Annotated in this window: 20 protein-coding genes; 8 read left to right on the plus strand and 12 right to left on the minus strand. The window is 71.3% G+C overall.

Annotated elements, in window-relative coordinates; all coding sequences use genetic code 11:
• The first annotated feature begins 307 nt into the window (after positions 1-307).
• From ABZ887_RS00005 to ABZ887_RS00020, 4 genes are all read left to right on the plus strand, one after another.
• Positions 308-1,183, plus strand: a complete 876-nt coding sequence (locus ABZ887_RS00005; RefSeq protein ID WP_361281059.1) for a helix-turn-helix transcriptional regulator — start codon at positions 308-310, stop codon at positions 1,181-1,183.
• Between the two features lie 129 nt (positions 1,184-1,312).
• Positions 1,313-2,152 (plus strand): SDR family NAD(P)-dependent oxidoreductase, encoded by an 840-nt coding sequence (locus ABZ887_RS00010; RefSeq protein WP_361281061.1) that lies wholly within the window; start codon positions 1,313-1,315, stop codon positions 2,150-2,152.
• Positions 2,153-2,281: 129 nt separating this feature from the next.
• Positions 2,282-3,064, plus strand: coding sequence for an SDR family oxidoreductase (locus tag ABZ887_RS00015; RefSeq protein WP_361281064.1), 783 nt, complete (start codon positions 2,282-2,284; stop codon positions 3,062-3,064).
• Positions 3,065-3,142: 78 nt separating this feature from the next.
• Entirely contained in the window at positions 3,143-3,613 is a 471-nt protein-coding gene (locus ABZ887_RS00020) for a dinucleotide-binding protein (protein WP_361281066.1), read from the plus strand.
• Positions 3,614-3,715: 102 nt separating this feature from the next.
• Here the strand turns inward: ABZ887_RS00020 and ABZ887_RS00025 are convergent, their stop codons facing one another.
• The 4 genes from ABZ887_RS00025 to ABZ887_RS00040 all read right to left on the minus strand — a co-directional run bounded on the left by ABZ887_RS00025 (position 3,716) and on the right by ABZ887_RS00040 (position 7,812).
• Positions 3,716-4,855: a cation:proton antiporter gene (locus ABZ887_RS00025; protein ID WP_361281069.1), complete on the minus strand. Its 1,140-nt coding sequence runs from the start codon at positions 4,853-4,855 to the stop codon at positions 3,716-3,718.
• 18 nt (positions 4,856-4,873) lie between these two features.
• Positions 4,874-5,071, minus strand: a complete 198-nt coding sequence (locus ABZ887_RS00030) for a hypothetical protein (protein WP_361281071.1) — start codon at positions 5,069-5,071, stop codon at positions 4,874-4,876.
• A 535-nt stretch (positions 5,072-5,606) separates the two neighbouring features.
• Positions 5,607-6,998 carry an amidohydrolase family protein gene (locus ABZ887_RS00035; RefSeq protein WP_361281073.1) on the minus strand — a complete coding sequence of 464 codons (1,392 nt, stop codon included), beginning with the start codon at positions 6,996-6,998 and terminating at the stop codon, positions 5,607-5,609.
• A gap of 52 nt (positions 6,999-7,050) precedes the next feature.
• A complete protein-coding gene (locus ABZ887_RS00040; RefSeq protein ID WP_361281075.1) occupies positions 7,051-7,812 on the minus strand; it encodes an Atu4866 domain-containing protein in 762 nt (253 codons plus the stop codon).
• A gap of 231 nt (positions 7,813-8,043) precedes the next feature.
• On the opposite strand from ABZ887_RS00040, the gene ABZ887_RS00045 reads away from it, so the two are divergent.
• Together ABZ887_RS00045 and ABZ887_RS00050 are read left to right on the plus strand one after the other, a co-directional pair.
• Positions 8,044-8,313: an Atu4866 domain-containing protein gene (locus tag ABZ887_RS00045; protein WP_361281077.1), complete on the plus strand. Its 270-nt coding sequence runs from the start codon at positions 8,044-8,046 to the stop codon at positions 8,311-8,313.
• Between the two features lie 62 nt (positions 8,314-8,375).
• Positions 8,376-8,966: a hypothetical protein gene (locus tag ABZ887_RS00050; RefSeq protein WP_361281080.1), complete on the plus strand. Its 591-nt coding sequence runs from the start codon at positions 8,376-8,378 to the stop codon at positions 8,964-8,966.
• A gap of 285 nt (positions 8,967-9,251) precedes the next feature.
• Here the strand turns inward: ABZ887_RS00050 and adh are convergent, their stop codons facing one another.
• From adh to xylB, 8 genes are all read right to left on the minus strand, one after another.
• Positions 9,252-10,775, minus strand: a complete 1,524-nt coding sequence (adh, locus tag ABZ887_RS00055; protein ID WP_361281082.1) for an aldehyde dehydrogenase — start codon at positions 10,773-10,775, stop codon at positions 9,252-9,254.
• A gap of 96 nt (positions 10,776-10,871) precedes the next feature.
• Entirely contained in the window at positions 10,872-12,128 is a 1,257-nt protein-coding gene (locus ABZ887_RS00060; RefSeq protein WP_361281084.1) for a GAF domain-containing protein, read from the minus strand.
• A 101-nt stretch (positions 12,129-12,229) separates the two neighbouring features.
• Positions 12,230-12,832, minus strand: coding sequence for an N-acetylmuramoyl-L-alanine amidase (locus ABZ887_RS00065; protein ID WP_361281087.1), 603 nt, complete (start codon positions 12,830-12,832; stop codon positions 12,230-12,232).
• Positions 12,833-12,885: 53 nt separating this feature from the next.
• Positions 12,886-13,899, minus strand: a complete 1,014-nt coding sequence (locus ABZ887_RS00070) for an acetamidase/formamidase family protein (RefSeq protein WP_361281089.1) — start codon at positions 13,897-13,899, stop codon at positions 12,886-12,888.
• On the minus strand, positions 13,896-14,045 hold the full coding sequence (locus ABZ887_RS00075; protein WP_361281092.1) for a hypothetical protein: 150 nt from the start codon (positions 14,043-14,045) through the stop codon (positions 13,896-13,898). Before ABZ887_RS00075 ends, ABZ887_RS00070 begins: the two co-directional genes overlap by 4 nt.
• A gap of 219 nt (positions 14,046-14,264) precedes the next feature.
• The gene (locus tag ABZ887_RS00080) at positions 14,265-14,756 is read right to left on the minus strand and encodes an NUDIX hydrolase (protein WP_361281094.1); all 492 of its coding nucleotides are present in this window, start codon (positions 14,754-14,756) and stop codon (positions 14,265-14,267) included.
• 120 nt (positions 14,757-14,876) lie between these two features.
• Entirely contained in the window at positions 14,877-16,085 is a 1,209-nt protein-coding gene (locus tag ABZ887_RS00085; RefSeq protein WP_361281096.1) for an ROK family transcriptional regulator, read from the minus strand.
• Between the two features lie 54 nt (positions 16,086-16,139).
• Entirely contained in the window at positions 16,140-17,585 is a 1,446-nt protein-coding gene (gene xylB, locus ABZ887_RS00090) for a xylulokinase (RefSeq protein WP_361281099.1), read from the minus strand.
• A 227-nt stretch (positions 17,586-17,812) separates the two neighbouring features.
• On the opposite strand from xylB, the gene xylA reads away from it, so the two are divergent.
• Complete coding sequence (xylA, locus tag ABZ887_RS00095; protein WP_361281101.1) at positions 17,813-18,979, plus strand: xylose isomerase; 1,167 nt, start codon at positions 17,813-17,815, stop codon at positions 18,977-18,979.
• Between the two features lie 206 nt (positions 18,980-19,185).
• Positions 19,186-19,740 carry a hypothetical protein gene (locus tag ABZ887_RS00100; protein WP_361281104.1) on the plus strand — a complete coding sequence of 185 codons (555 nt, stop codon included), beginning with the start codon at positions 19,186-19,188 and terminating at the stop codon, positions 19,738-19,740.
• Positions 19,741-19,752 lie beyond the last annotated feature (12 nt).

Genomic DNA, 19,752 nt, shown 5'->3' on the forward strand with positions numbered 1-19,752 from the left:
GCCCTCAGCCTGCCCCAACCCCGAAAAGATCCCACCACACAGACTCAACGTCCCCGTCAGCAAGCTGCCGGGGACTCATGAACGATCGAGGCTAAATGGATTTCGGCCGACGAGAAGCGCCAGTCATCTGGTATCACGGATGGTTGCGTCGTGACCGCAGAGGGTGGGAGCCGGGAGAGGGAGGGGGGCCGAAGCGGCGGGCCGTGGTTCGTCGTAGCCCTGCCGTGCGCGGAGCCGGTAATCCTGGGTGTAATGCACCCACCGTCGGCGGGACTTTCCCGGGCGTTTTCCGCCTAGCCTCGATGGCATGGAAAACGACACGCACTTTGACCCGGTGGAAGGGCTGGGTCGGTTTCTCCGCACCCGCAGAGAACGCCTGAGTCCTGCGGCGGCGGGACTGCCCACCGCCGGCCGGCGAAGGGTGCCCGGGCTACGGCGCGACGAGGTCGCGACGCTCGCCGGGGTCAGCCTGAGCTACTACAGCCGGCTGGAGCAGGGCCGCGAGCTCAGCCCCTCGCCCAGGGTCCTGGAGGCGATGGCCCGAGTGCTGCAACTCGGTGACGAGGACAGGCGGGCGCTCTTCCGGCTCGCCCTGCCCGGCGGCCGCCGTACCAAGGCACCCGGCCGGATCGAGCATGTCCGGCCGCACCTGCGGCAGCTGATCGAGAGCTGGCCCCTGACGCCGGCCTTCATCATCGGCCACGCCCAGGACCTGCTGGCGACCAACGCGCTGGCCGACGCCCTCTACGGCGACTTCGCGCAGCACGACAACGTCCTGCGCATGCTCTTCCTGGACCCTGCGGCGAAGACCTTCTACCGCAGCCCGGAGCGGGCCAGGCACCGGGCGGTCGCCGACCTCCAGCAGACCGCCGCGAGCACCCCGCAGGATCCCCGCATCCTGGAACTGGTCGGTGAGCTGTCGGTGCGCAGCGGCGAGTTCCGTGCCCTGTGGGCACGCGAGTACACCCGGGTCCCGCCCTACGAGATCAAGCAGGTCCACCACTCCGTCGTGGGCGACCTGGAGCTGCGGCACGAGGCCCTGAAGATCCGCAGCGTCCCGGGACAGCAGCTCGTCATCCTGCAGGCCGAGCCGGGCTCGCCCTCCGCCGACGGGCTGGCCCTGCTGGGCTCCGTCAGCGCGCCCGGGATGCCGCACCAGCAGAACCCCGCGTGCGGCACCTGAGCGTCAACCTGGGTGCAGGACTCCCAGGAAAACCACAGCCTTCATATCACCGGGTAGGGAAGGGCAGACTCGAATACGTCAGAAAGAAACACCCCCCTCAAGGGGAAAGCAATGAAAGAGGTATTTCCCATGGCTACGTGGTTTGTCACCGGTGCCTCCCGCGGAATCGGCGCGGAAATCGCCCGTGCCGCTCTGGCAGGCGGTAACAATGTCGTGGTCGCCGTACGAAATCCGGAGCGCGTACCGGATGATCTGAAGAATTCCGACAAGGTCTTCGCCGTCGCCCTGGACGTCACGGACAACGACAGCATCCCGCAGGCGGTCGAGGCCGCCGTGGAGCGGTTCGGCGGCATCGACGTCCTGGTGAACAACGCCGGCCGCGGCCTGCTGGGCGCACTGGAGGAGATCACCGACGCGGAGGCCCGGTCGCTGTTCGACCTCAACGTCTTCGGCCTGATCAACGTCACCCGCGCCGTGCTGCCCGTGATGCGCAAGCAGGGCTCGGGACGGCTCTTGCACATTGGTTCCCGCTCCGGATTCGAGGGCGAGCCGGGCGTCAGCCTGTACTCCGCGTCGAAGTTCGCGGTCGCCGGGATCAGCGAGGCGCTCTCCGCCGAGATGGCGCCGTTCGGAATCCAGTCGATGGTCGTCGAACCGGGCGTCTTCCGCACCGACTTCCTGGACGCCAGCTCCCTGTCGGTGGCCCAGAACCGCATCAGCGACTACGACGACACCCCCGCGCACGTCACGCTGGACTGGATCGACCAGGCCAACCACGCCCAGCTCGGCGACCCCGTCAAGGGCGCCGCGCTCATCGTCGAGGTGGCCGCCACCGAGGAGCTGCCCACGCACCTCTACCTGGGGCGCGACACGCTGGAACGGCTCGACGTCAAGTACCGGCAGGTGCAGGACGACCTCGCCCCGTGGCGCGAGAAGTCCGTGGCCACCGCGCACGCCGACGCCGCCTGACCGCCGACGCCCGACGCCGACGTTTCGCCGGGTGCCCGACCTGTCCGACCCGTTCGGGCACCCGGAGCCTCCCCCTCACTTTCTCTCCCGTTCTCCCTCCACTCCTGTGATCAAAGAGATCGAGGTTTTGTGATGTCTGCTGCCCTGCTCACCGGAACCCCCCTCACCGGCCGTGTCGCCGTCGTCTCCGGCGCTTCCAGCGGCATGGGTGCCGTGACCGCCGAGCGCCTTGCCGAACTCGGCGCCACCGTGGTCGTACTGGCCCGGCGCAAGGAGCGGCTGGACGGCGTGGTCAAAAACATCGAGAGCGCCGGCGGGACCGCGCTGGCCCTGGCCGTCGACGTGACGGACCGCGCCGCTGTCCAGGCGGCCGCCGACCAGGTCGCCGAGCGCTTCGGCAAGGCCGACCTCGTGTTCAACAACGCCGGTGTCCAGCTCATCTCCGGCATCGAGGAACTCAAGGTCGACGACTGGCAGCGCCAGATCGACCTCAACATCGGCGGCCTGATGAACGTGATCGCCGCGTTCGTCCCGCACCTGACGGAGTCCGCCGCCGCGGGCAGGCCCGCCGACCTGATCAACACCTCCTCGATCGCGGCCACGCGCATCCTCACGAAGTTCTCCGTCTACTCCGGCACCAAGGCGTACATCAGCCACCTCACCCGGCTGCTGCGCGTCGAACTCGGCCCCAAGACGGTCCGCGTGGCCACCATCGAGCCCGGCATGGTCGACACCGAGCTCCCCGACCACGTCACCGACCCGGACGCGTCCAAGCTGATGGCCGACCTCATCCACGACATCGACGTCCTGCAGAGCGCCGACATCGCCGAGACCGTCGCCTTCATGGCCGCCGTCCCGCGCCACGTCAACCTCACCGAGATCACCATCCTGCCCACGGCCCAGGCCATCTGACGTTCGTTGCGGCGTGGCGGGGGAGAGCAGCCGGCACTGTCCGCCCCCACCACGCCTTCCTGCGTAGAGAGGACCGACATGAACATTACGGTGATCGGACGAGGACGGGTCGGCGGCGGCCTGGCCCGGCTGTGGGCGCGGGCCGGCCACGAGGTCAGGACCCTGGGCCGGGACGGAGGCGACGCCTCGGACACCGTTGTCGTCGTCGTGGCCGTCCCCGACCACCTCATCGGCACGGCGCTGCACGGAGTCACCGGACTGAACGGCCAGGTGACCATCGACGTGAGCAACCTCCACAGCGAGCGCGACACCGCTTTCCCCTCACTCGCGCACCAGGTCAAGTCTGTCGTCGGCGGCCCGACGGCGAAGGCCTTCAACACGGTCTTCGCGTCCGCGTACGACCAGATCGGCGAGCAGCGCGTGACACCGAGCAACCGGTACGCGGCCGAACCGGACGCCGAGGACGTCACCGCCCGGCAGCTCCGGTCTTACCCGCGCGCTGGCAGGCCAGATCGGCCCGTTCTTCTACCGCTACGGGCGGCCCGGTGAGCTGTAGGACCGAGTGATCCGGCAGCCCGCCCGGCGAACGCCGGGCCGGTGCCGGCCCGAACCGGACCGACTGGCGGACCCAGGCGAGTGCCCTAGGGTCGCTCACCGCCACCGCGGGCTGACGTCGGGTCGGAACCGGTGGCCGGGGGACCGGACTTGCCCCTGAGCCGGACCTCCTCCACGTCGAGCATCTGCGATGTCCTGGACCATGCGCCGGGTGTGCTGCTCGGTCACGCCGAACCGCTGCGCCAGTTCCGGGACGGCGTGGAACGCCGCGCTGCTCATGCGGCAGCGGACGAGGGCGAGTTCGGCGGTCTTGTCGGTGTCCTCGGGGAAACGGGCCCGGCGGACCACGGCCGGCAGCGTGGGGCCGAGGACCGTGAGGGTGACGACGATGACGACGGCCGTGAGGAACACGATGGCGTCACGCTGCCCGACGACATGTCCTGCGGCGGTCGTGGCGGGCACGGTCAGGGCCGCCGCCAGCGAGATGGCGCCGCGCATCCCCGCCCACGCCAGCGGCAGCCGCTGGCGTCCGGTGATACGGCGCTCGCGCTGCCGGGGGCGCCGGTCCAGGAGCCTGACGAGGTAGGGCACCGAGTAGAACCAGGCGATCCTCGTCCCGATCACGGCGACGCTCACGGCGACGGCGGCGAGCGTCGCCTGGAGCAGCGAGACGGAGGTCAACGCCCGTACTGCCACTGGAAGTTGGATGCCGACCAGGACGAACAGCGCGCTGTTGAGCAGATAGCCGGCCACTTCCCAGAAGGCGACGGCCTGGATACGGGCGTCGGGGCCGATGACGCGAGGGCCGAACCGGGTGGTCACCAGGCCGCAGGTGACGACGGCGAGGACGCCGGACACGTGCAGGAGTTCGGCGAGCAGGTAGGCCAGGAAGGGCGTGGCGACGCTCAGCACGCTGTGCAGCAGAGGGTCCGGCAAGCGGCGTCTGACAGGGATCAGGAGCAGGGCGGCCGCGCCGCCCGCCAGGATTCCGCCGGTGTAGGACTCGGCGAAGGCGATCGCCGTCCCGGTCCAGGAGAAGGGCCGTTCGTCGGTGACGACATCGACGGCCACGGCCAGCAGGACCAGTGCGGTGCCGTCGTTCAGCAGGCTCTCGGTGCGCAGCACGGTCAGGATGCGGCGCGGCATGGCTTTGGCGACGGCGGCGACGGCCGTTGCCAGGACCAGCCCGGTGGACTGCAGGGCGATGCTGCGGAAGTTGTTCCGGATCTCGCGCACCGAGGAGGTGAGCGCCTCTCAGTACAGCAGGGCGGGCAGGAAGAGGAACAGGACGACCACGGGGGACAGCGCGAACGACGCGAAGCGCGGTGTCAGTCCCACCAGGCAGCCCGCGCCGAGCAGCAGAAGCGGTTCGCTCAGACCCGTACGACGCGACAGCCAGCCCATCAGGAGGTTACCGACGGCGACGACGGCGATCAGTTCCAGGCTTGCCATGGCGGACACCTCTGCTGTGCGTAGGACGGTGGTGCGGGTGGAGGGGGCTACTCGGTGCCGGAGCGGCGCAGCGCGGGCAGGCCGCTCAGCGCGCCGGTGAGCTGCGGGCCGAGGCCGGCGCCGATGAACATGCATCCAGAAGACCGCGCGCCGGCCGAGCCCGGCCGCGACGGCCTGGGCGCCGATCTGGAGCAGTACGGCGGCGCCGAACATGCCGCTGGTGATGCAGGTCAGGGCGGTGCCGCGGCGCTGTGGTGCGATGTGGTGGACGACGTAGGAGAGTGCGGAGGGTGCGTAGGCCGCTGCGGTGAGTCCCTGCCGGCCATCAGGACGCCGAGTGCGGTCAGCAGGGCGATGGTCGGTGCGGCGGGAGCCCAGGTGGGCGGCTGGTCCGGGGTGCCCGGCGCTGCCGTCGCGTCCCGGGGGAAAGGGGTGGGAGTGGGGTGGGACATGGGGACTCCAGGTGGGTCCCCGGCCGACGGGAAAGGAGGGAGGCGGAGCGGCCCGGGGACCACGGAACGGGGTGGGACAGCGCTTAGACGGCAGGGGTGTTGAGTACGTACTCGCGCGAGGCGTGCACCTCGCCGCGCAGGGCGGCCAGGTCGACGTCGAGGACCTGTCCCGCCCACTTGCGGGGCTCGCCGTTGATGAGGACCGCGCTGATGTTGCGGGCGTCGGAACCGAGCACGATCGTGCCGATCGGGTCGTTGAGCGGCATGTTGTTGAGGTCCTCGGCCCGGATGACCAGGAGGTCGGCCTTCTTGCCCGGGGCGAGGGAACCGGTGATGCTCGCCAGGCCGTTGGTGCGGGCGCCCTGGAGGGTGGCGAAGTCGAGGACGTCGAGGGTGGTGATGCGGGAGGGCTGCTTGTCGGTGCCGTAGGCGGCGTTGACCGCGCGCATCCGCTGGATGGCGTGCAGGGCCCGCATCTGGGTGAACATGTCGCTGGCCAGGGCGACTTCGACGTCGATGCTGAGGCCGGGGCGGATGCCGACGGACAGAGCCTCGTCGACGGCGGGGATCGCGGTCTCCAGGCCGATCTGGGCGTCGGAGGTCGGTGCGAGGGCCACGGCGGTGCCGGAGGCGCCCATCGCCTGCCATGCCTCGGGGGTCAGCCCGGTGGCGTGGATGAGGGTGACGTCGGGGCCGAGGATGCCGTCCTTGGCCCAGCGCAGGACCGCGTCGGAGGAGGCGGTGCCGAAGACGGCGTCCACGCTCACCCCGATGCCCAGTTCCTTGGCCACACGGGCGAGTTCGGGGCCGTAGGCGAGCGCCGGTCCGGCGATCTCGTCGGTGGCCAGGGTCGCCAGGCGCAGCGTGAGCAGCTGGTCGTCGCTGCCGAAGTACTGCTCCTTGAGGCGGGTCAGGTCGCCGGGCCACTGCCGGTCCCAGTCGCCGAAGTGCGGGCCCATGGAGGCGTGCACGCCACGGATGCCGGTGTCGCGCAGCGCCTCGACGGCGGCGTCAGAGTGCTCGCGGGTACGGGAGTTGTGCGAGAAGTCGAGCATGGTCGTGATGCCGCTGTCGATCGCGGTCAGCGCGGCCAGTCTGGTGCCGATGTACATGTCCTGAGGCCGGTAGACCGTGGCGTAGCCGGCGAGGGTGGCCATCACGTAGCCGCCGAGGTCGTCGACGTCCGGCATGATCCGGCGCAGCTGGGCCTCCCAGGCGTGCCGGTGGGTGTCGACGAAGCCGGGGGCGATGACCGCGCCGGTGGCGTCGACGACCACGGCGTCCGGCGCGTCGAGATGGGGGCCGACGGCCGTGATCGTGTCGCCCTCGACGAGGAGGTCGGCACCGTCGACGACTCCGAGGGCGGGGTCCATGGTGACGACGGTCGCGCCGGTGAACAGGATGCGCCGCCGGTCGGCGGGCCGGCGCCGGAGCTCTTCGAGGACGGCGGCGCTGGTGGTGTCGTTGAGGTTCATGGGGCTCTTCTTTCAGTGCGGCGAGGGGAGGGTGGGCCGGAGGAAGGGAAGGTCAGCCGAGCTTCATGACGTAGCCCGCGTGGTGGAGTTCGTCGCCCCGGAACTCGCCGTAGGCCCAGAAGCCGAGATCGTCCAGGTAGTCGATGCGGTCGCCGTCGATCCAGTAGCGGCCCTGGTAGGCGTGCGGGCGGCCGCCCCGGGTCTCGTCGTAGCGGCCGTCGGCGGTGAGCTGCTGGTGCAGGAAGTCGTTCCGGTCGATCCAGACACCGACCCGCGGACTGCCGGTCAGGTCCGCCGCGTCCGGGATGCCCGCCTCGGGTGCGGCGGCCCGGCCGGGGACGTCGGCGCCGGCCCACAGCACCGGCCGGCCCGCCGAGACGAGCGCGCGGACCCGCTCCGGACGGGTCAGCAGGGTGGCCACCGCGCTCGGCACGTCGTCGGCGAGTTCGTCGGGCACCACCAGGAAGTCGGTGGTGTTGCCCGGGGCCAGCGTCGCGACGTACTCCGAGCGGTGGCCGCGCCCCCCGGCCAGCGCGATGGCGTCCATGACGGCGGGGACGACGGTCGTGCCGGCGGCGTCGACGACGATGGCGTTGTCGTCCCCCGCCGCGGTGACGATGCCCGGGCCGACCCCCACGATCAGCGAGCCGACGAACAGGATGTCGGCACCGACCATGGCTCCGATCAGCGGGTCCGTCGTCAGGATCCGGGCGTTCGTGAACAGGACGGGACGTCCCTCGTCGTTCGAGAGGATCTCGTCCAGGGCATCGGGATTCCAGCTCACGGTGCCGGCGTCGGTGGCGGTGATGGTCATTGCGTGCTCCTCGGTGGAGTCGCCTCATCGGGGTGTCCGCTGCGGGAGTGAGCGTCGACGCAGATGCGAGGCGAGGGTCCGGCGGCTACGGCAGCTGCCTGACCACCAGGTTCGTCGCACGGCCGAACCGGAACCAGGCCGCTCTGTCCCTAGGTGTCCGGCACCCAGGAAGCCCTCACCTGGGGAGACGGCGGCCTGGTTGCCACCGGCCGCCGGGCCGATCGTAGAGCCATGACCAGCAACGACACGCCCCGCGACCCGCACCCGTACGTCGGCATGTGGGTGACCGCCGACGGATTCATCCGCCAGGAACTGCTGCCGAACGGCCGTTACGACGAGGCCCGCGGCAAGCGCCAGAGCGCCTACACCGGTAGCTATACCGTCACCGGCAACCACCTCGACTACGTCGACGACACCGGCTTCACCGCCACGGGCGACATCCGCGACGGTGTTCTCTATCACGAGCACCTGGTGCTCTACCGCGAGGAACAGGGTCGGTAGGGCTGGCCCTACCTGAGATTGGTCGGCCGCCGTAATGACCGTGCCGAGGTGTCGATGATTCGATGACCGTCATGGTCACCCATCACCGACTTCTCGATTCCACGGTCACCCGAATCGGAGCTGTATCGTGGATAGCCGGCGCAGGGATTTTCCTTCTCGGAAATATCATCGCCCAGCTGGCCTGGAATACCCCGTACAGTCTGCGCAACAACAACATCAGCGAGCTGCTTCTTCGGATGCATGTACTACGCCGGCATGCGGCCGGCAGAGGTGATCCACCTCAAGAAGGCCCAGTGTCGCCTGTTTTCAAGCGGCTGGGGGCTGCTCAACCTGAAGGGCGGCATCGTCACTGCGGGCAGGGAATGGGCGGACGATGGAGTGGTCCACGAGACTCATTCCCTGAAAGGCCGCGCAGCCAAGGCGACGCGCCCGGTTCCTATTCGGCCGGTACTCGTGCGCATGCTCCGAGACCACACCGCCCGTTTCGGTGTCGCCGCCGACGGAAGGATCTTTCAGAACGCGGCGGCAACTACATCGACACGGCCGCCCACTGCGTCACCTGGGGGCGCGCAAGGGAAGCCACCCTCACCCTGGACGAGCACGCGCTGAACCTCGCAAAGCAGCCTTACGACCTGCGCCACGCCGGCATATGAGCATCCAGGTCCTCTTCCGCTACTACGCGAAGTTCCTGGCCGGAACTCGAGACCACACCAACCAGTTGATCGAGGGGTCGATGAATCGCTGGGAGGGTTCCCCGTCTCCTGGTGAGGGTGAGTGACCGGAATCTGGTCCGGAAATATCCCGGACCGGGTGGCAGTCACTGGGATGCCGGTGGGAAAAATCGGGAGCAAGGCACCTTTTCGCTTCGCTGCTTGAGTAGTGATGAAGAAGGGCGCCCGATGGGAGTTTTCCCAGTTCAGGCGCCCTTTTTCGTGCCTCTAGAAGAAGCCGAGCTTCTTCGGTGAGTACGAAACGAGTAGATTCTTCGTCTGCTGGTAGTGCTCCAGCATCATCTTGTGGGTCTCGCGGCCGATCCCCGACTGCTTGTAGCCGCCGAATGCCGCGTGCGCCGGATACGCGTGGTAGCAGTTGGTCCACACCCGGCCCGCCTGGATCGAACGGCCCGCGCGGTACGCGGTGTTGATGTCGCGGGTCCAGACGCCCGCGCCGAGGCCGTACAGCGTGTCGTTGGCCATCTTGATCGCGTCGTCGAAGTCGTCGAAGGACGTCACCGAGACGACCGGGCCGAAGATCTCCTCCTGGAAGATCCGCATCCGGTTGTCGCCCTCGAAGATGGTCGGCTGGACGTAGTAGCCGCCCTTCAACTCCCCGTCGTAGTCGATGCGTTCGCCGCCGGTGAGGACCCTCGCCCCCTCCTGCCGGCCGATGTCCAGGTAGGAGAGGATCTTCTCCAGCTGGTCGTTGGAGGCCTGGGCGCCGATCATCGTGTCCGTGTCGAGCGGGTGGCCCGGCTTGATCAGGCGGGTGCGGGCGACTGCCGCCTCCATGAACTCGGCGTAGTGGCCGCGCTGGACGAGGGCCCGCGACGGGCAGGTGCAGACCTCGCCCTGGTTGAGCGCGAACATCGTGAACCCTTCGAGGGCCTTGTCGCGGAAGTCGTCGTCGTGCGCCCAGACGTCGTCGAAGAAGATGTTCGGGGACTTGCCGCCCAGTTCGAGCGTGACCGGCTTGATGTTCTCCGAGGCGTACTGCATGATCAGCCGCCCCGTGGTGGTCTCACCGGTGAACGCGACCTTCGCCACCCGCGGGCTGGACGCGAGCGGCTTGCCCGCCTCCACGCCGAACCCGTTGACGATGTTCACCACGCCCGGCGGCAGCAGATCGGCGATCAGGCTCATCCAGTAGTGGATGGAGACGGGCGTCTGCTCGGCCGGCTTGATGACGACCGCGTTGCCGGCGGCCAGCGCGGGCGCCAGCTTCCAGGTCGCCATCAGGATGGGGAAGTTCCACGGGATGATCTGCGCGACGACGCCGAGCGGCTCGTGGAAGTGGTATGCCACCGTGTCGTCGTCGACCTCGCCCAGTGAACCCTCCTGCGCGCGGATCGCCCCAGCGAAGTAGCGGAAGTGGTCGATGGCGAGGGGGATGTCGGCGGCCAGCGTCTCGCGCACCGGCTTGCCGTTCTCCCAGCTCTCGGCGACCGCGAGCTGTTCGAGATGGGCCTCCATCCGGTCGGCGATCTTCAGGAGGATGTCGGAGCGTTCCGTCACCGATGTACGGCCCCAGCCCGGCGCGGCCGCGTGCGCCGCGTCCAGCGCCCGCTCCACGTCCTCGGCGGTGCCCCGCGCGACCTCGGTGAACGGCTGCCCGTTCACCGGCGACGGGTTCTCGAAGTACTGCCCCCGGACCGGCGGCACCCACTCGCCGCCGATGAAGTGGTCGTAGCGCGCCTGGTAGGAGACGATCGCGCCCTCGGTGCCGGGCGCCGCGAAACGGGTCATGGTGGCCTGCCTCCTTGCAGAAGCGCTGCCCGCCGTTGGGCAGCTCTCGGCGCGGAGGCTAGAGGAGCGGACGTTGCGAACACGTTGCGCCGCAGGTCAGCCGACCGGTGCCGCGAGCTCCGCCTCCAGGGCCGCCAGCCGGGACCGCACGACCGCCGTCGGCCGCACCGCCGCCAGCGCCCGCCACACCTCCACGTCGTCCTCGCCCCACGGCGCGTGCGCCCAGTCCGCCAGCAGGTCGGGATCCTGACATCCGATCAGCGCGGCCCGGAGCCCGTCCGCCAGCCGCTGCCTGAGCCGTACGACCGCGGGTGCCTGCGAGCCCGGCAGCAAGGGCCCCGGGTACGCCCCCGCGGCCGCCGCCACCGCGCCCGTCGCCAGCCGCCGCTCCACCACGGTCGCGTCCGACTCGACCGGCGCGGTCAGCCGGTACGGCCGGGATGCGAGCAGCCCCGGGCCCAGCAGCCGGCGCAGCCGGACCAGTTCCGCCCGCAACGTCACCGGCGTCACCGACTCGTCCTCGTAGAGCGCGCAGAGCAGTTCGTCGCCGGTCAGTCCCTCCGGGTGGCGGGAGAGCAGCACCAGCAGTTCGCTGTGCCGCCGTCCGAGCCGCAGCCGACGGCCGTCCAGCCGCAGTTCGGCCTCGTCCCGGCCGAGCGCCGTCAGCGCCGGCGCCTCGTCGGCGGGCACCGGCGGATCGAGCAGCGCCAGCTGCGACTCGGCGGCCCGCGCCACCGCCTGGACGAAGCCCAGGCTGTGCGGGTGCGCCAGCCGGTCGCCGCCGGTGATGTCGACGGCGCCGAGCACCCGCCCGGTGCGCGGATCGTGCACCGGCGCCGCCGCGCAGGTCCACGGCTGCACCCGGCGGATGAAGTGCTCCGCGGCGAACACCTGCACCGGCCGGTCCACGGCCACCGCCGTCCCCGGCGCGTTGGTCCCGACCGCGGTCTCCGACCAGCGGGCGCCCGGCACGAAGTTCATCCGGTCCGCCCGCCGCCGGGTCGCCGGATGCCCCTCGACCCACAGCAGCCTGCCGTCCGCGTCGCACACCGCCAGCAGGTGCTCGCCGTCCGCCGCGAACGTGCCCATCAGTTCCCGGAACAGCGGCATCACCCGGGCCAGCGGATGCTCCGCCCGGTACGCCCCGAGGTCACCGTCCGTCAGTTCGACGCGCGCCGCGCCGTCCGGCCCCACCCCGGCCCGCGCGGAACGCCGCCACGACTCGGCCACCACGGACCGCACCGGACGCGGCACGGTGCCCGCCGTGGTGAACGTCTCGTGCGCCCGGCGCAGCACCCGGACGCGCTCGGCAGGGTCGGCCCCCGGCTCCAGGGCCACCCAGGGATCGGTCAACTCGGCCTCCCGACGGCGATGCGGCTGCGGACATCGTCACTCGCGGTGTCCGCTCCGACAACCGTTTCGACCGGCCTCACCGAGACGACAGCCGCACCGGCTCACTCCGACTGGACGACCAGTTTCATGTAGCGCACCCAGTCCCAGTGCTTGCCCGGATCGGTGTGGTCCGTCCCCGGTACCTCGACGTGGCCGATGACGTGGTCCCGGTCCTTCGGGATGCCGTATCTGTCGCAGATGGACGCCGTCAGCCGCGCCGACTCCCGGTACAGGGCGTCGGTGAAGTACTCCGGCTTGTCCACCCAGCCCTCGTGCTCGATGCCGACGCTCCGCGTGTTGTAGTCCCAGTTCCCCGCGTGCCAGGCCACGTCCGACTCCCGCACGCACTGCGCGACATGCCCGTCGGCCGAGCGCACCAGGTAGTGCGCGGACACCCGCTTCTTCGGGTTCTGGAAGATGGACAGCGTGCCCGCGTACGACTGCTGCGTGACATGGATGATCACCCGGTCGACGGCGTAGTCGTCGGGGCGGTTGGCCGGCGTCCGGTTCTCGCCGCTCGCCGCCTGCCACTCCGCCGACGGATAGTCGACGACCCCGGTCTGCGCGCCCGCCCGGCCCGCGGGGAGCAGCGCGTACGGGACGACGGCGAGCGCCGCGCCCTTCAGGAGCCGTCGCCTGCCGAGGAGCGGTCGTGCCCGGTCCATGGATGGGATGCCTTTCGCAAGCGTGCTCGAAGCACGGGGGAGTCGAGGGGCGGTCAGCGGCGCAGGGGCGCCGCCGTCTCGCGCAGTCGCGCATGCAGTCCGCGGTAAGTCTCGCGCGCGGGCAGCCACTCCTTGCGGAGCTTGGCCACGCACGTGTAGTTGGTGTCGCACACGTTGGCCAACGGCGATTCCACCGTCTGGGTTGCGTACTGGTACGCGTCGAGTTCGCCGAAGCCGTAGTCGCGCACCAGCCACTGCACCAGGTCGAGCTGCGATATCCGGAAGGCGTCCTCCAGCGGACGCGCCGAGCCCGTCGAGACGATGTGCGTGTCCGACTCCAGCCGGGGCCACGGCGTCGCGATCCCCTTCAGCAGCTCCACGATCACCACGGTGTTCATCGCGCACTCCACGGCCACCCCGCAGGTCTCGCCCTCGCCCTGCCGGGCGTGCCCGTCGCCGAGGCTGAGCAGCGCGCCCTCGACGTTGACCCCGAGGTAGCAGGTGACGCCGGCCCGCATCTCCGGCGTGTCCATGTTCCCGCCGTGCGCGTCCGGCACCAGGGCCGAGCGCACCTCCAGATTGGCGGGGGCCACCCCGACCGTGCCGTGCATCGGGTCCAGCGGCAGCTCCAGCTCGATGTCGCCCTCGTGCGCCCGGAACAGGGCCGTGCGCCGGGCGCGGTCCAGCTGCCAGATCCACACCTTCTCCGGCAGCGGGGGCTGGAGGGTGGCCGTGGTGTGCGTGGAGGTGAGCGCGCCGAACAGGGGGACCGTCGTCGACGCCGCCCAGTCCCGCGCGGGTTCGATCGACACGAAGTGCACCGCGACGGTGTCGCCGGGCTCCGCGCCCTCGACGTGGAAGGGCCCGGTCTGCGGGTTGAGGAACGGGAACTCGCACACCTCGGACACCAGGTCCTTCTCGGACCGCACCCGTCCGGCGAAGCAGTCCTCCGTGTACAGGTCGAGGACCGTGCCGGGCGCGATCCGTGCCACGGGCGGCGCCCCGCCGAACGTCCAGGCGTAGTCGTCCGGTCCGGGGCGGACGGTGAGGATCCGGGGGTCGGTCATTGCGGTGTTGCTCCGTTCTGTGCGGCGACGGTGCCTGTGGTGTCCTCGTCGAGGCGGACCCGCGCGGTCTCGGCCATGCGCTCGGGGTGACGCCGGATCAGCACCAGGAAGGCGACCACCCCGATCGCCATCCGGACGGCGGCCACCGGACCGCCGTACGAGACGGGGCGGTCGCCTTCGGCACGAGGCCGAAGACGGCCCCCGACGTGAGTGTTTCCCTCGTTCCGGCGGTTGCCTCGCGTGAATCACGGTACGGCGCCCGCGGGTTGGGCAGAAGAGCGTCCGGTGGTTCTGTGGACGGGGCGGGGACAGTGGACAACTTCCTCACTCGGACGGGTGAAGACGGTGGAAGGGGAGCGCGGGCCTCACACGGGTGCCCCCTCGCGCAGATAGGCGCATGAGCCCGAGCTTGCCGCCGAGTGGAGTGCGACGAGGGTCGCAGGAGAGGCGACGAGAGGCGTGGCCGCCAACTCCCGCACGGAGACCAGCGCATGCCGGTCGTGCTCGTCGCTGAGCCGTACCGCCGTCTCCTCGGCGAGGGTCCCGCCGTCGAAGAAGCAGTCCAGCACAGGGCCGGTGCCGTCCACATCGGCCCGATGGTCGATACCGAGGAACCTGAGCGCCGGACCGAGAACGATGCCGGTCTCCTCCAGCATCTCCCGCCGGGCCGCGGTCAGGGGATCCTCGCCGTGGTCGAGCATCCCGCCCGGCAGCCACCACCCGCCCGCCACCGGCTGGCCGGGGCCGTAGCGCAACAGCAGGACACGATCGTGTTGGTCTCGCATGAACACGCATGCGGCGATGAGTGCCTGAGGCTGGGTCCTGATCCATTCCGCGCGGGGAACCCACTCGGCCACGCCAACCTCCCGGAGTCCTACGGAACCTCAGGGTGACTCCCCACGGCGTGGCCGTCCCGAACCACCGCGTGCGAAGGCGGCGGAGGAAGCGATGCCTTCCGGCCGTCCGCGGCCGCTCGGTCAGACCCGCTCCGCCACCGTCGCCGGATCGTCCAGGACGGCCCGCACCACCGAGTGGGCCGCGCCCAGGAGGGGACCCTCGGGGCCCAGGCGGGAGACGGAGACCGGGCAGGCGGGACCCGTCGTCCGGTCGGCCAGCTCGGCCTCCAGGGACGGGAGGAGCCAGGGGGCGAGGCCGGCCAGGGCGCCGCCGAGGACCACGGACTCGGGGTCGAGGAGGTTGACGGCGCCGGTCAGGGCGATGCCCAGGGCCGTACCGGCGTCCTGCAGGGCGCGGCGGACGCCCTCGTGGTCCGCGCCCGCCTGCTGCGCGAGCAGGCCCACCGCGTCCTGCCGGGATTCGAGGCCGGCCGCGCGCAGCACCGCCTCCTCGCCCGCGTACTGCTCCAGGCACCCGCGCCCGCCACAGGCACAGCGCGGCCCGTCGGGGTGGACCGGCACATGGCCGAGCTCGCCCGCGAAACCGCGTCTGCCGCGCAGCAGTTGCCCGTCCACGACGACGGCGGCACCGATGCCGATCTCCGCGGACACGTGCAGGAAGTCGCGCGGTGTGGCTGCTCCGAGCCACAGCTCGGCCAGGGCGCCGAAGTTGGCCTCGTTGTCCACCGTCAGCGGGAGGCCGGCGGGCAGCAGCGCGCCGAGGTCGGTGCCGTGCCAGTCGAGGTTCGGGGCGTGCACGACCGTGTGCCCGTCACGGGCCACCAGGCCGGGGACGGCGACCGCGAGACCGGCGGGCCACAGACCCTCCCGTTCCGCGTCCGCCACGACCCGCCGGACCAGCCCGGCAAGCTCCGCCAGCACCGGGCGCGGATCCCGGCCCCGGTTCGTCCCGTGCCGTACGGCACGCGCGCGTACCTCGCCGCGCAGGTCCACCGCGCACACGGCGAGGTGGTCGACCCCGACCTCCGCCCCGATGCCGGCCGGGCCGTGCCCGCTCACCGCGAGCGCCGAACCCGGCCGCCCGACCCGGCTGGGCCGCTCGGGGCCCAGTTCCTCCAGGAGCCCCCAGCGGATCAGCTCGTCGACGAGCGTCGACACGGCCGCTCTGGTGAGGCCGATGCGTGAGGCGACCGCGGCCCGCGACAGCGAACCCTCCGCGCTGACCGCGTGCATCACGCGCGCGAGGTTGCGCCGGCGCATGCCCTGCTGGGTGTCCGGCAGGGCACGGCCGGGAGCCGTCGGGCGGGCCTCGTGCAGCGGTGCGGTCATGCCTCCATCAATTCTCTGGGACCCTCTGGAATCCTCTCGGCAGTCCCCTGCCGGTCAGCGGTTCTCCGGCGCCCGCTCCAGCAGCGGGGCCGCGTCGGAGAGTACCCCGGAGATCCTGGCCAGCGTCGCCGCGTCCCGCTCCACCGCGTCCAGCACCGGCCCCGCGGCCGTGTTCCAGCGCCGTGCCACTGCGGCCGGGTCCTCGCCGGTCAGCAGCCCGGCCGCCTGCGCGGCGGCCCCGAGGGCGACCAGCTCCTTCGCCTCGGGCACCTGCACCGGCCGCCCCGAGAGCCGCCGTACCGTCTCCTGCCAGGCCCGGCCCCGGGCGCCGCCGCCGATCAGCAGCAACGGGGTGGTCCGGTCGGCGTCCTCGTCGAGGACCAGGTCCAGGGCGCCCAGCAGGGCGTGCACGGCACCGTCGTAGGCGGCCTGCAGGAGCTGGCCCGCGGTGGTGTCGTGGCGCAGGCCGTGCAGCAGTCCGGAGGCGTGCGGCAGGTTCGGGGTGCGCTCGCCGTCCAGGTAGGGCAGCAGGGTCACCGAGGTGCCGGGCTCGACGGCCTCGCGGTCCAGGCCGAGCAGCGCCGCGACCCGGTCGACCGCGAGGGTGCAGTTCAGGGTGCAGGCGAGCGGCAGCCAGTCGCCGTGCGCGTCCGCGAAGCCCGCCACCGTGCCGGTCGGGTCGGCGGGCCGGTGCCTGGAGACGGCGTACACCGTGCCCGAGGTGCCGAGGCTCAGCACGGGGGTGCCCGGACGCAGTCCGAGCCCCAGCGCGGCTGCTGCGTTGTCACCGGTGCCGGGTGCCACCAGGGTGCCCTTGGAGAACGGCAGGTCGTGACTGTCCCGGACGGTGCCGGCGACCTCGCCGGGCCGGACCACCCGGGGCAGGAAGGCCGGGTCCAGGCCCACATGGGCCAGGGTCTCCGCGTCGTACGCCTCGGTCGCCGACGCCCACCAGCCGGTGCCGGAGGCGTCGCCGCGGTCGGTCGTGCCCAGCCCGGTCAGCCGCTCGGTGAGGTAGTCGTGGGGGAGCCGTACGGCCCTGGTCGCGCGGACCGCCTCCGGCTCGTGCTCGGCCAGCCAGGCCCACTTGGTGACCGTGAACGACGCGCCCGGCACGCTCCCGGTGCGCTCCGCCCAGGCCTTCGGGCCGCCCAGCTCCTCGATCAGCCGCTGGGCCTGCGGCGCCGAACGCACGTCGTTCCAGAGCAGTGCGGGCCGCACCGGCTCGCCGTGCTCGTCCAGAGTGACCAGACCGTGCTGCTGCCCGCCGATCGACACGGCCGCCGCCTCGTGCGCGGCGTCCCCGCACTGGCGCAGCGCCTCGCACAGCGCGTCCCACCACTGGCGCGGATCGCTCTCCCGGCCCGCCCCGGTGGTCACGGTGTGCGGCGCCTGGCCGCTCGCCACCACCTCGCCGGTGGCGGCGTCGACGACCAGCGCCTTGGTGGACTGGGTGGACGTGTCCACGCCGACGACGAGCGGACCCTCGGCTGCTGACATCGGGCTCTCCCTTTTTCCGCGGCTCGCGGTTTATCTGACCTGCAGTTTTCCCGGCTCGTCGGGGTGTCGCGACCCGGTTTTCGCCCTTCGGGGACAGGGTGACCCTTCCCAGGGACGCGTCGGCATACTAATTTGTAAACCGCGATGACGAAATAGTCGGCACGACAGTCATCCACCCGTCATCCACCGCAGTCATCGAGCACAGCCCCCGAGCAAGGAGCCGCGGCATGAGCTTCCAGCCCACCCCCGAGGACAGGTTCACCTTCGGCCTGTGGACCGTCGGCTGGCAGGGAAGGGACCCGTTCGGCGACGCCACCCGCCGCGCCCTCGACCCCGTCGAGACGGTCCAGCGCCTGTCCGAACTGGGCGCCCACGGTGTGACGTTCCACGACGACGACCTGATCCCCTTCGGGTCCTCCGACAGCGAGCGCGAGTCGCACATCAAGCGCTTCCGCCAGGCCCTCGACGCCACCGGCATGAAGGTGCCGATGGCCACCACCAACCTCTTCACCCACCCGGTCTTCAAAGACGGGGCGTTCACCGCGAACGACCGTGAGGTGCGCCGCTACGCGCTGCGCAAGACCATCCGCAACATCGACCTGGCCGTCGAACTGGGCGCCGAGACGTACGTCGCCTGGGGCGGCCGCGAGGGGTCCGAGTCCGGCGCCGCCAAGGACGTGCGGGTCGCCCTCGACCGCATGAAGGAGGCCTTCGACCTCCTCGGCGAGTACGTCACCTCCCAGGGCTACGACCTGCGCTTCGCCATCGAGCCCAAGCCGAACGAGCCCCGCGGCGACATTCTGCTCCCCACCGTCGGCCACGCCCTCGCCTTCATCGAGCGCCTGGAGCGCCCCGAGCTGTACGGCGTCAACCCCGAGGTGGGCCACGAGCAGATGGCCGGCCTGAACTTCCCGCACGGCATCGCCCAGGCCCTGTGGGCGGGCAAGCTCTTCCACATCGACCTCAACGGCCAGTCCGGCATCAAGTACGACCAGGACCTGCGGTTCGGCGCCGGCGACCTGCGTGCCGCCTTCTGGCTGGTCGACCTCCTGGAGAGCGCGGGCTACGCCGGCCCGAAGCACTTCGACTTCAAGCCGCCGCGGACCGAGGACCTCGACGGAGTGTGGGCGTCGGCCGCCGGCTGCATGCGCAACTACCTGATCCTCAAGGAGCGCGCGGCCGCCTTCCGCGCGGACCCGGAGGTCCAGGAGGCCCTGCGCGCCTCCCGCCTGGACCAGCTGGCCCTGCCGACCGCCGCGGACGGCCTCCAGTCGCTCCTCGCCGACCGCACGGCCTTCGAGGAGTTCGACGCGGACGCCATCGCCGCACGCGGGATGGCCTTCGAGCGGCTCGACCAGCTGGCGATGGACCACCTGCTGGCCGCCCGGGGCTGACCCATGCACGCGCGCGCGGGCCGATGCGGAGCGGACGCCCGCACGCGCGTGGCGTCACCTGTGCACGCACGGCCGGTTCGCAACCTGTTCGCGCACGGCCGGTTCGCACCGGAAATGCTCCGGAATCATGCGGTCCATGGCATGAGTCCGTGCCAACTCCGGTGCGGGGCTCGCGCGATGACCGGAACGCGGTGACTCTTGTCGGTATGGCCATGCCGCCCGTACCGCCTCGACCGCCCGGCCCGCCGGATGGCACCCCGCCTTCCGGCGGAGGCTACGACCCGCCTTCGCACGGGGGTTTCGGACCGCCCCCGGACGACGGCTTCGCCACGTCCTCCGGCAGGGGCTTCGGCCCGCCGCCGGGCGACGCGTCCGACCGGTCCCGGCACGCCGGTTCCGGCGCCCCGCCCGGCACCGAGGATCCGCCCACCGCCGTCGGCTGGATGCCTCCACCGCCGCCGAGGCCGCCCCGCCGGCGCAGGGGCCCGCTGTTCGCCGTACTGGTCCTGCTGGTGGCCGCGGTGGCCGTTGCCGCCGTCGTCCTGATGAGGTCCGGCGGCGACGACCCGGCCGACCAGAAGCCCACCGCGAGCAGCACGACCCCGTCCGGCTCGCCCCGCCCGTCGTTCAGCCTGCCGACCGAACTGCCCAGCAGCCTCCCGTCGAGCCTGCCGAGCGAGTTCCCCTCCCAGTGGCCCTCGGAGCTGCCCAGTGAGCTGCCGAGCGGCCTGGACTCCCTCCTGCCCTCACTGCTGGGCTAGTCGCAGCCGCTC

The sequence above is a fragment of the Streptomyces sp. NPDC047061 genome, from assembly GCF_040643955.1.
In the GTDB taxonomy this organism is placed as follows: Bacteria; Actinomycetota; Actinomycetes; order Streptomycetales; family Streptomycetaceae; genus Streptomyces.

What these genes read in the sequence shown, in the direction of transcription:
- ABZ887_RS00005 (WP_361281059.1), top strand. Translation starts at nt 308, where the DNA reads ATGGAAAACGACACGCACTTTGACCCGGTGGAAGGGCTGGGTCGGTTT.
- ABZ887_RS00010 (WP_361281061.1), top strand. Translation starts at nt 1,313, where the DNA reads ATGGCTACGTGGTTTGTCACCGGTGCCTCCCGCGGAATCGGCGCGGAA.
- ABZ887_RS00020 (WP_361281066.1), top strand. Translation starts at nt 3,143, where the DNA reads ATGAACATTACGGTGATCGGACGAGGACGGGTCGGCGGCGGCCTGGCC.
- ABZ887_RS00030 (WP_361281071.1), bottom strand. Translation starts at nt 5,071, where the DNA reads ATGGCAAGCCTGGAACTGATCGCCGTCGTCGCCGTCGGTAACCTCCTG.
- ABZ887_RS00035 (WP_361281073.1), bottom strand. Translation starts at nt 6,998, where the DNA reads ATGAACCTCAACGACACCACCAGCGCCGCCGTCCTCGAAGAGCTCCGG.
- ABZ887_RS00040 (WP_361281075.1), bottom strand. Translation starts at nt 7,812, where the DNA reads ATGACCATCACCGCCACCGACGCCGGCACCGTGAGCTGGAATCCCGAT.
- ABZ887_RS00045 (WP_361281077.1), top strand. Translation starts at nt 8,044, where the DNA reads ATGACCAGCAACGACACGCCCCGCGACCCGCACCCGTACGTCGGCATG.
- ABZ887_RS00050 (WP_361281080.1), top strand. Translation starts at nt 8,376, where the DNA reads ATGACCGTCATGGTCACCCATCACCGACTTCTCGATTCCACGGTCACC.
- adh (WP_361281082.1), bottom strand. Translation starts at nt 10,775, where the DNA reads ATGACCCGTTTCGCGGCGCCCGGCACCGAGGGCGCGATCGTCTCCTAC.
- ABZ887_RS00065 (WP_361281087.1), bottom strand. Translation starts at nt 12,832, where the DNA reads ATGGACCGGGCACGACCGCTCCTCGGCAGGCGACGGCTCCTGAAGGGC.
- ABZ887_RS00070 (WP_361281089.1), bottom strand. Translation starts at nt 13,899, where the DNA reads ATGACCGACCCCCGGATCCTCACCGTCCGCCCCGGACCGGACGACTAC.
- ABZ887_RS00085 (WP_361281096.1), bottom strand. Translation starts at nt 16,085, where the DNA reads ATGACCGCACCGCTGCACGAGGCCCGCCCGACGGCTCCCGGCCGTGCC.
- xylB (WP_361281099.1), bottom strand. Translation starts at nt 17,585, where the DNA reads ATGTCAGCAGCCGAGGGTCCGCTCGTCGTCGGCGTGGACACGTCCACC.
- xylA (WP_361281101.1), top strand. Translation starts at nt 17,813, where the DNA reads ATGAGCTTCCAGCCCACCCCCGAGGACAGGTTCACCTTCGGCCTGTGG.
- ABZ887_RS00100 (WP_361281104.1), top strand. Translation starts at nt 19,186, where the DNA reads ATGGCCATGCCGCCCGTACCGCCTCGACCGCCCGGCCCGCCGGATGGC.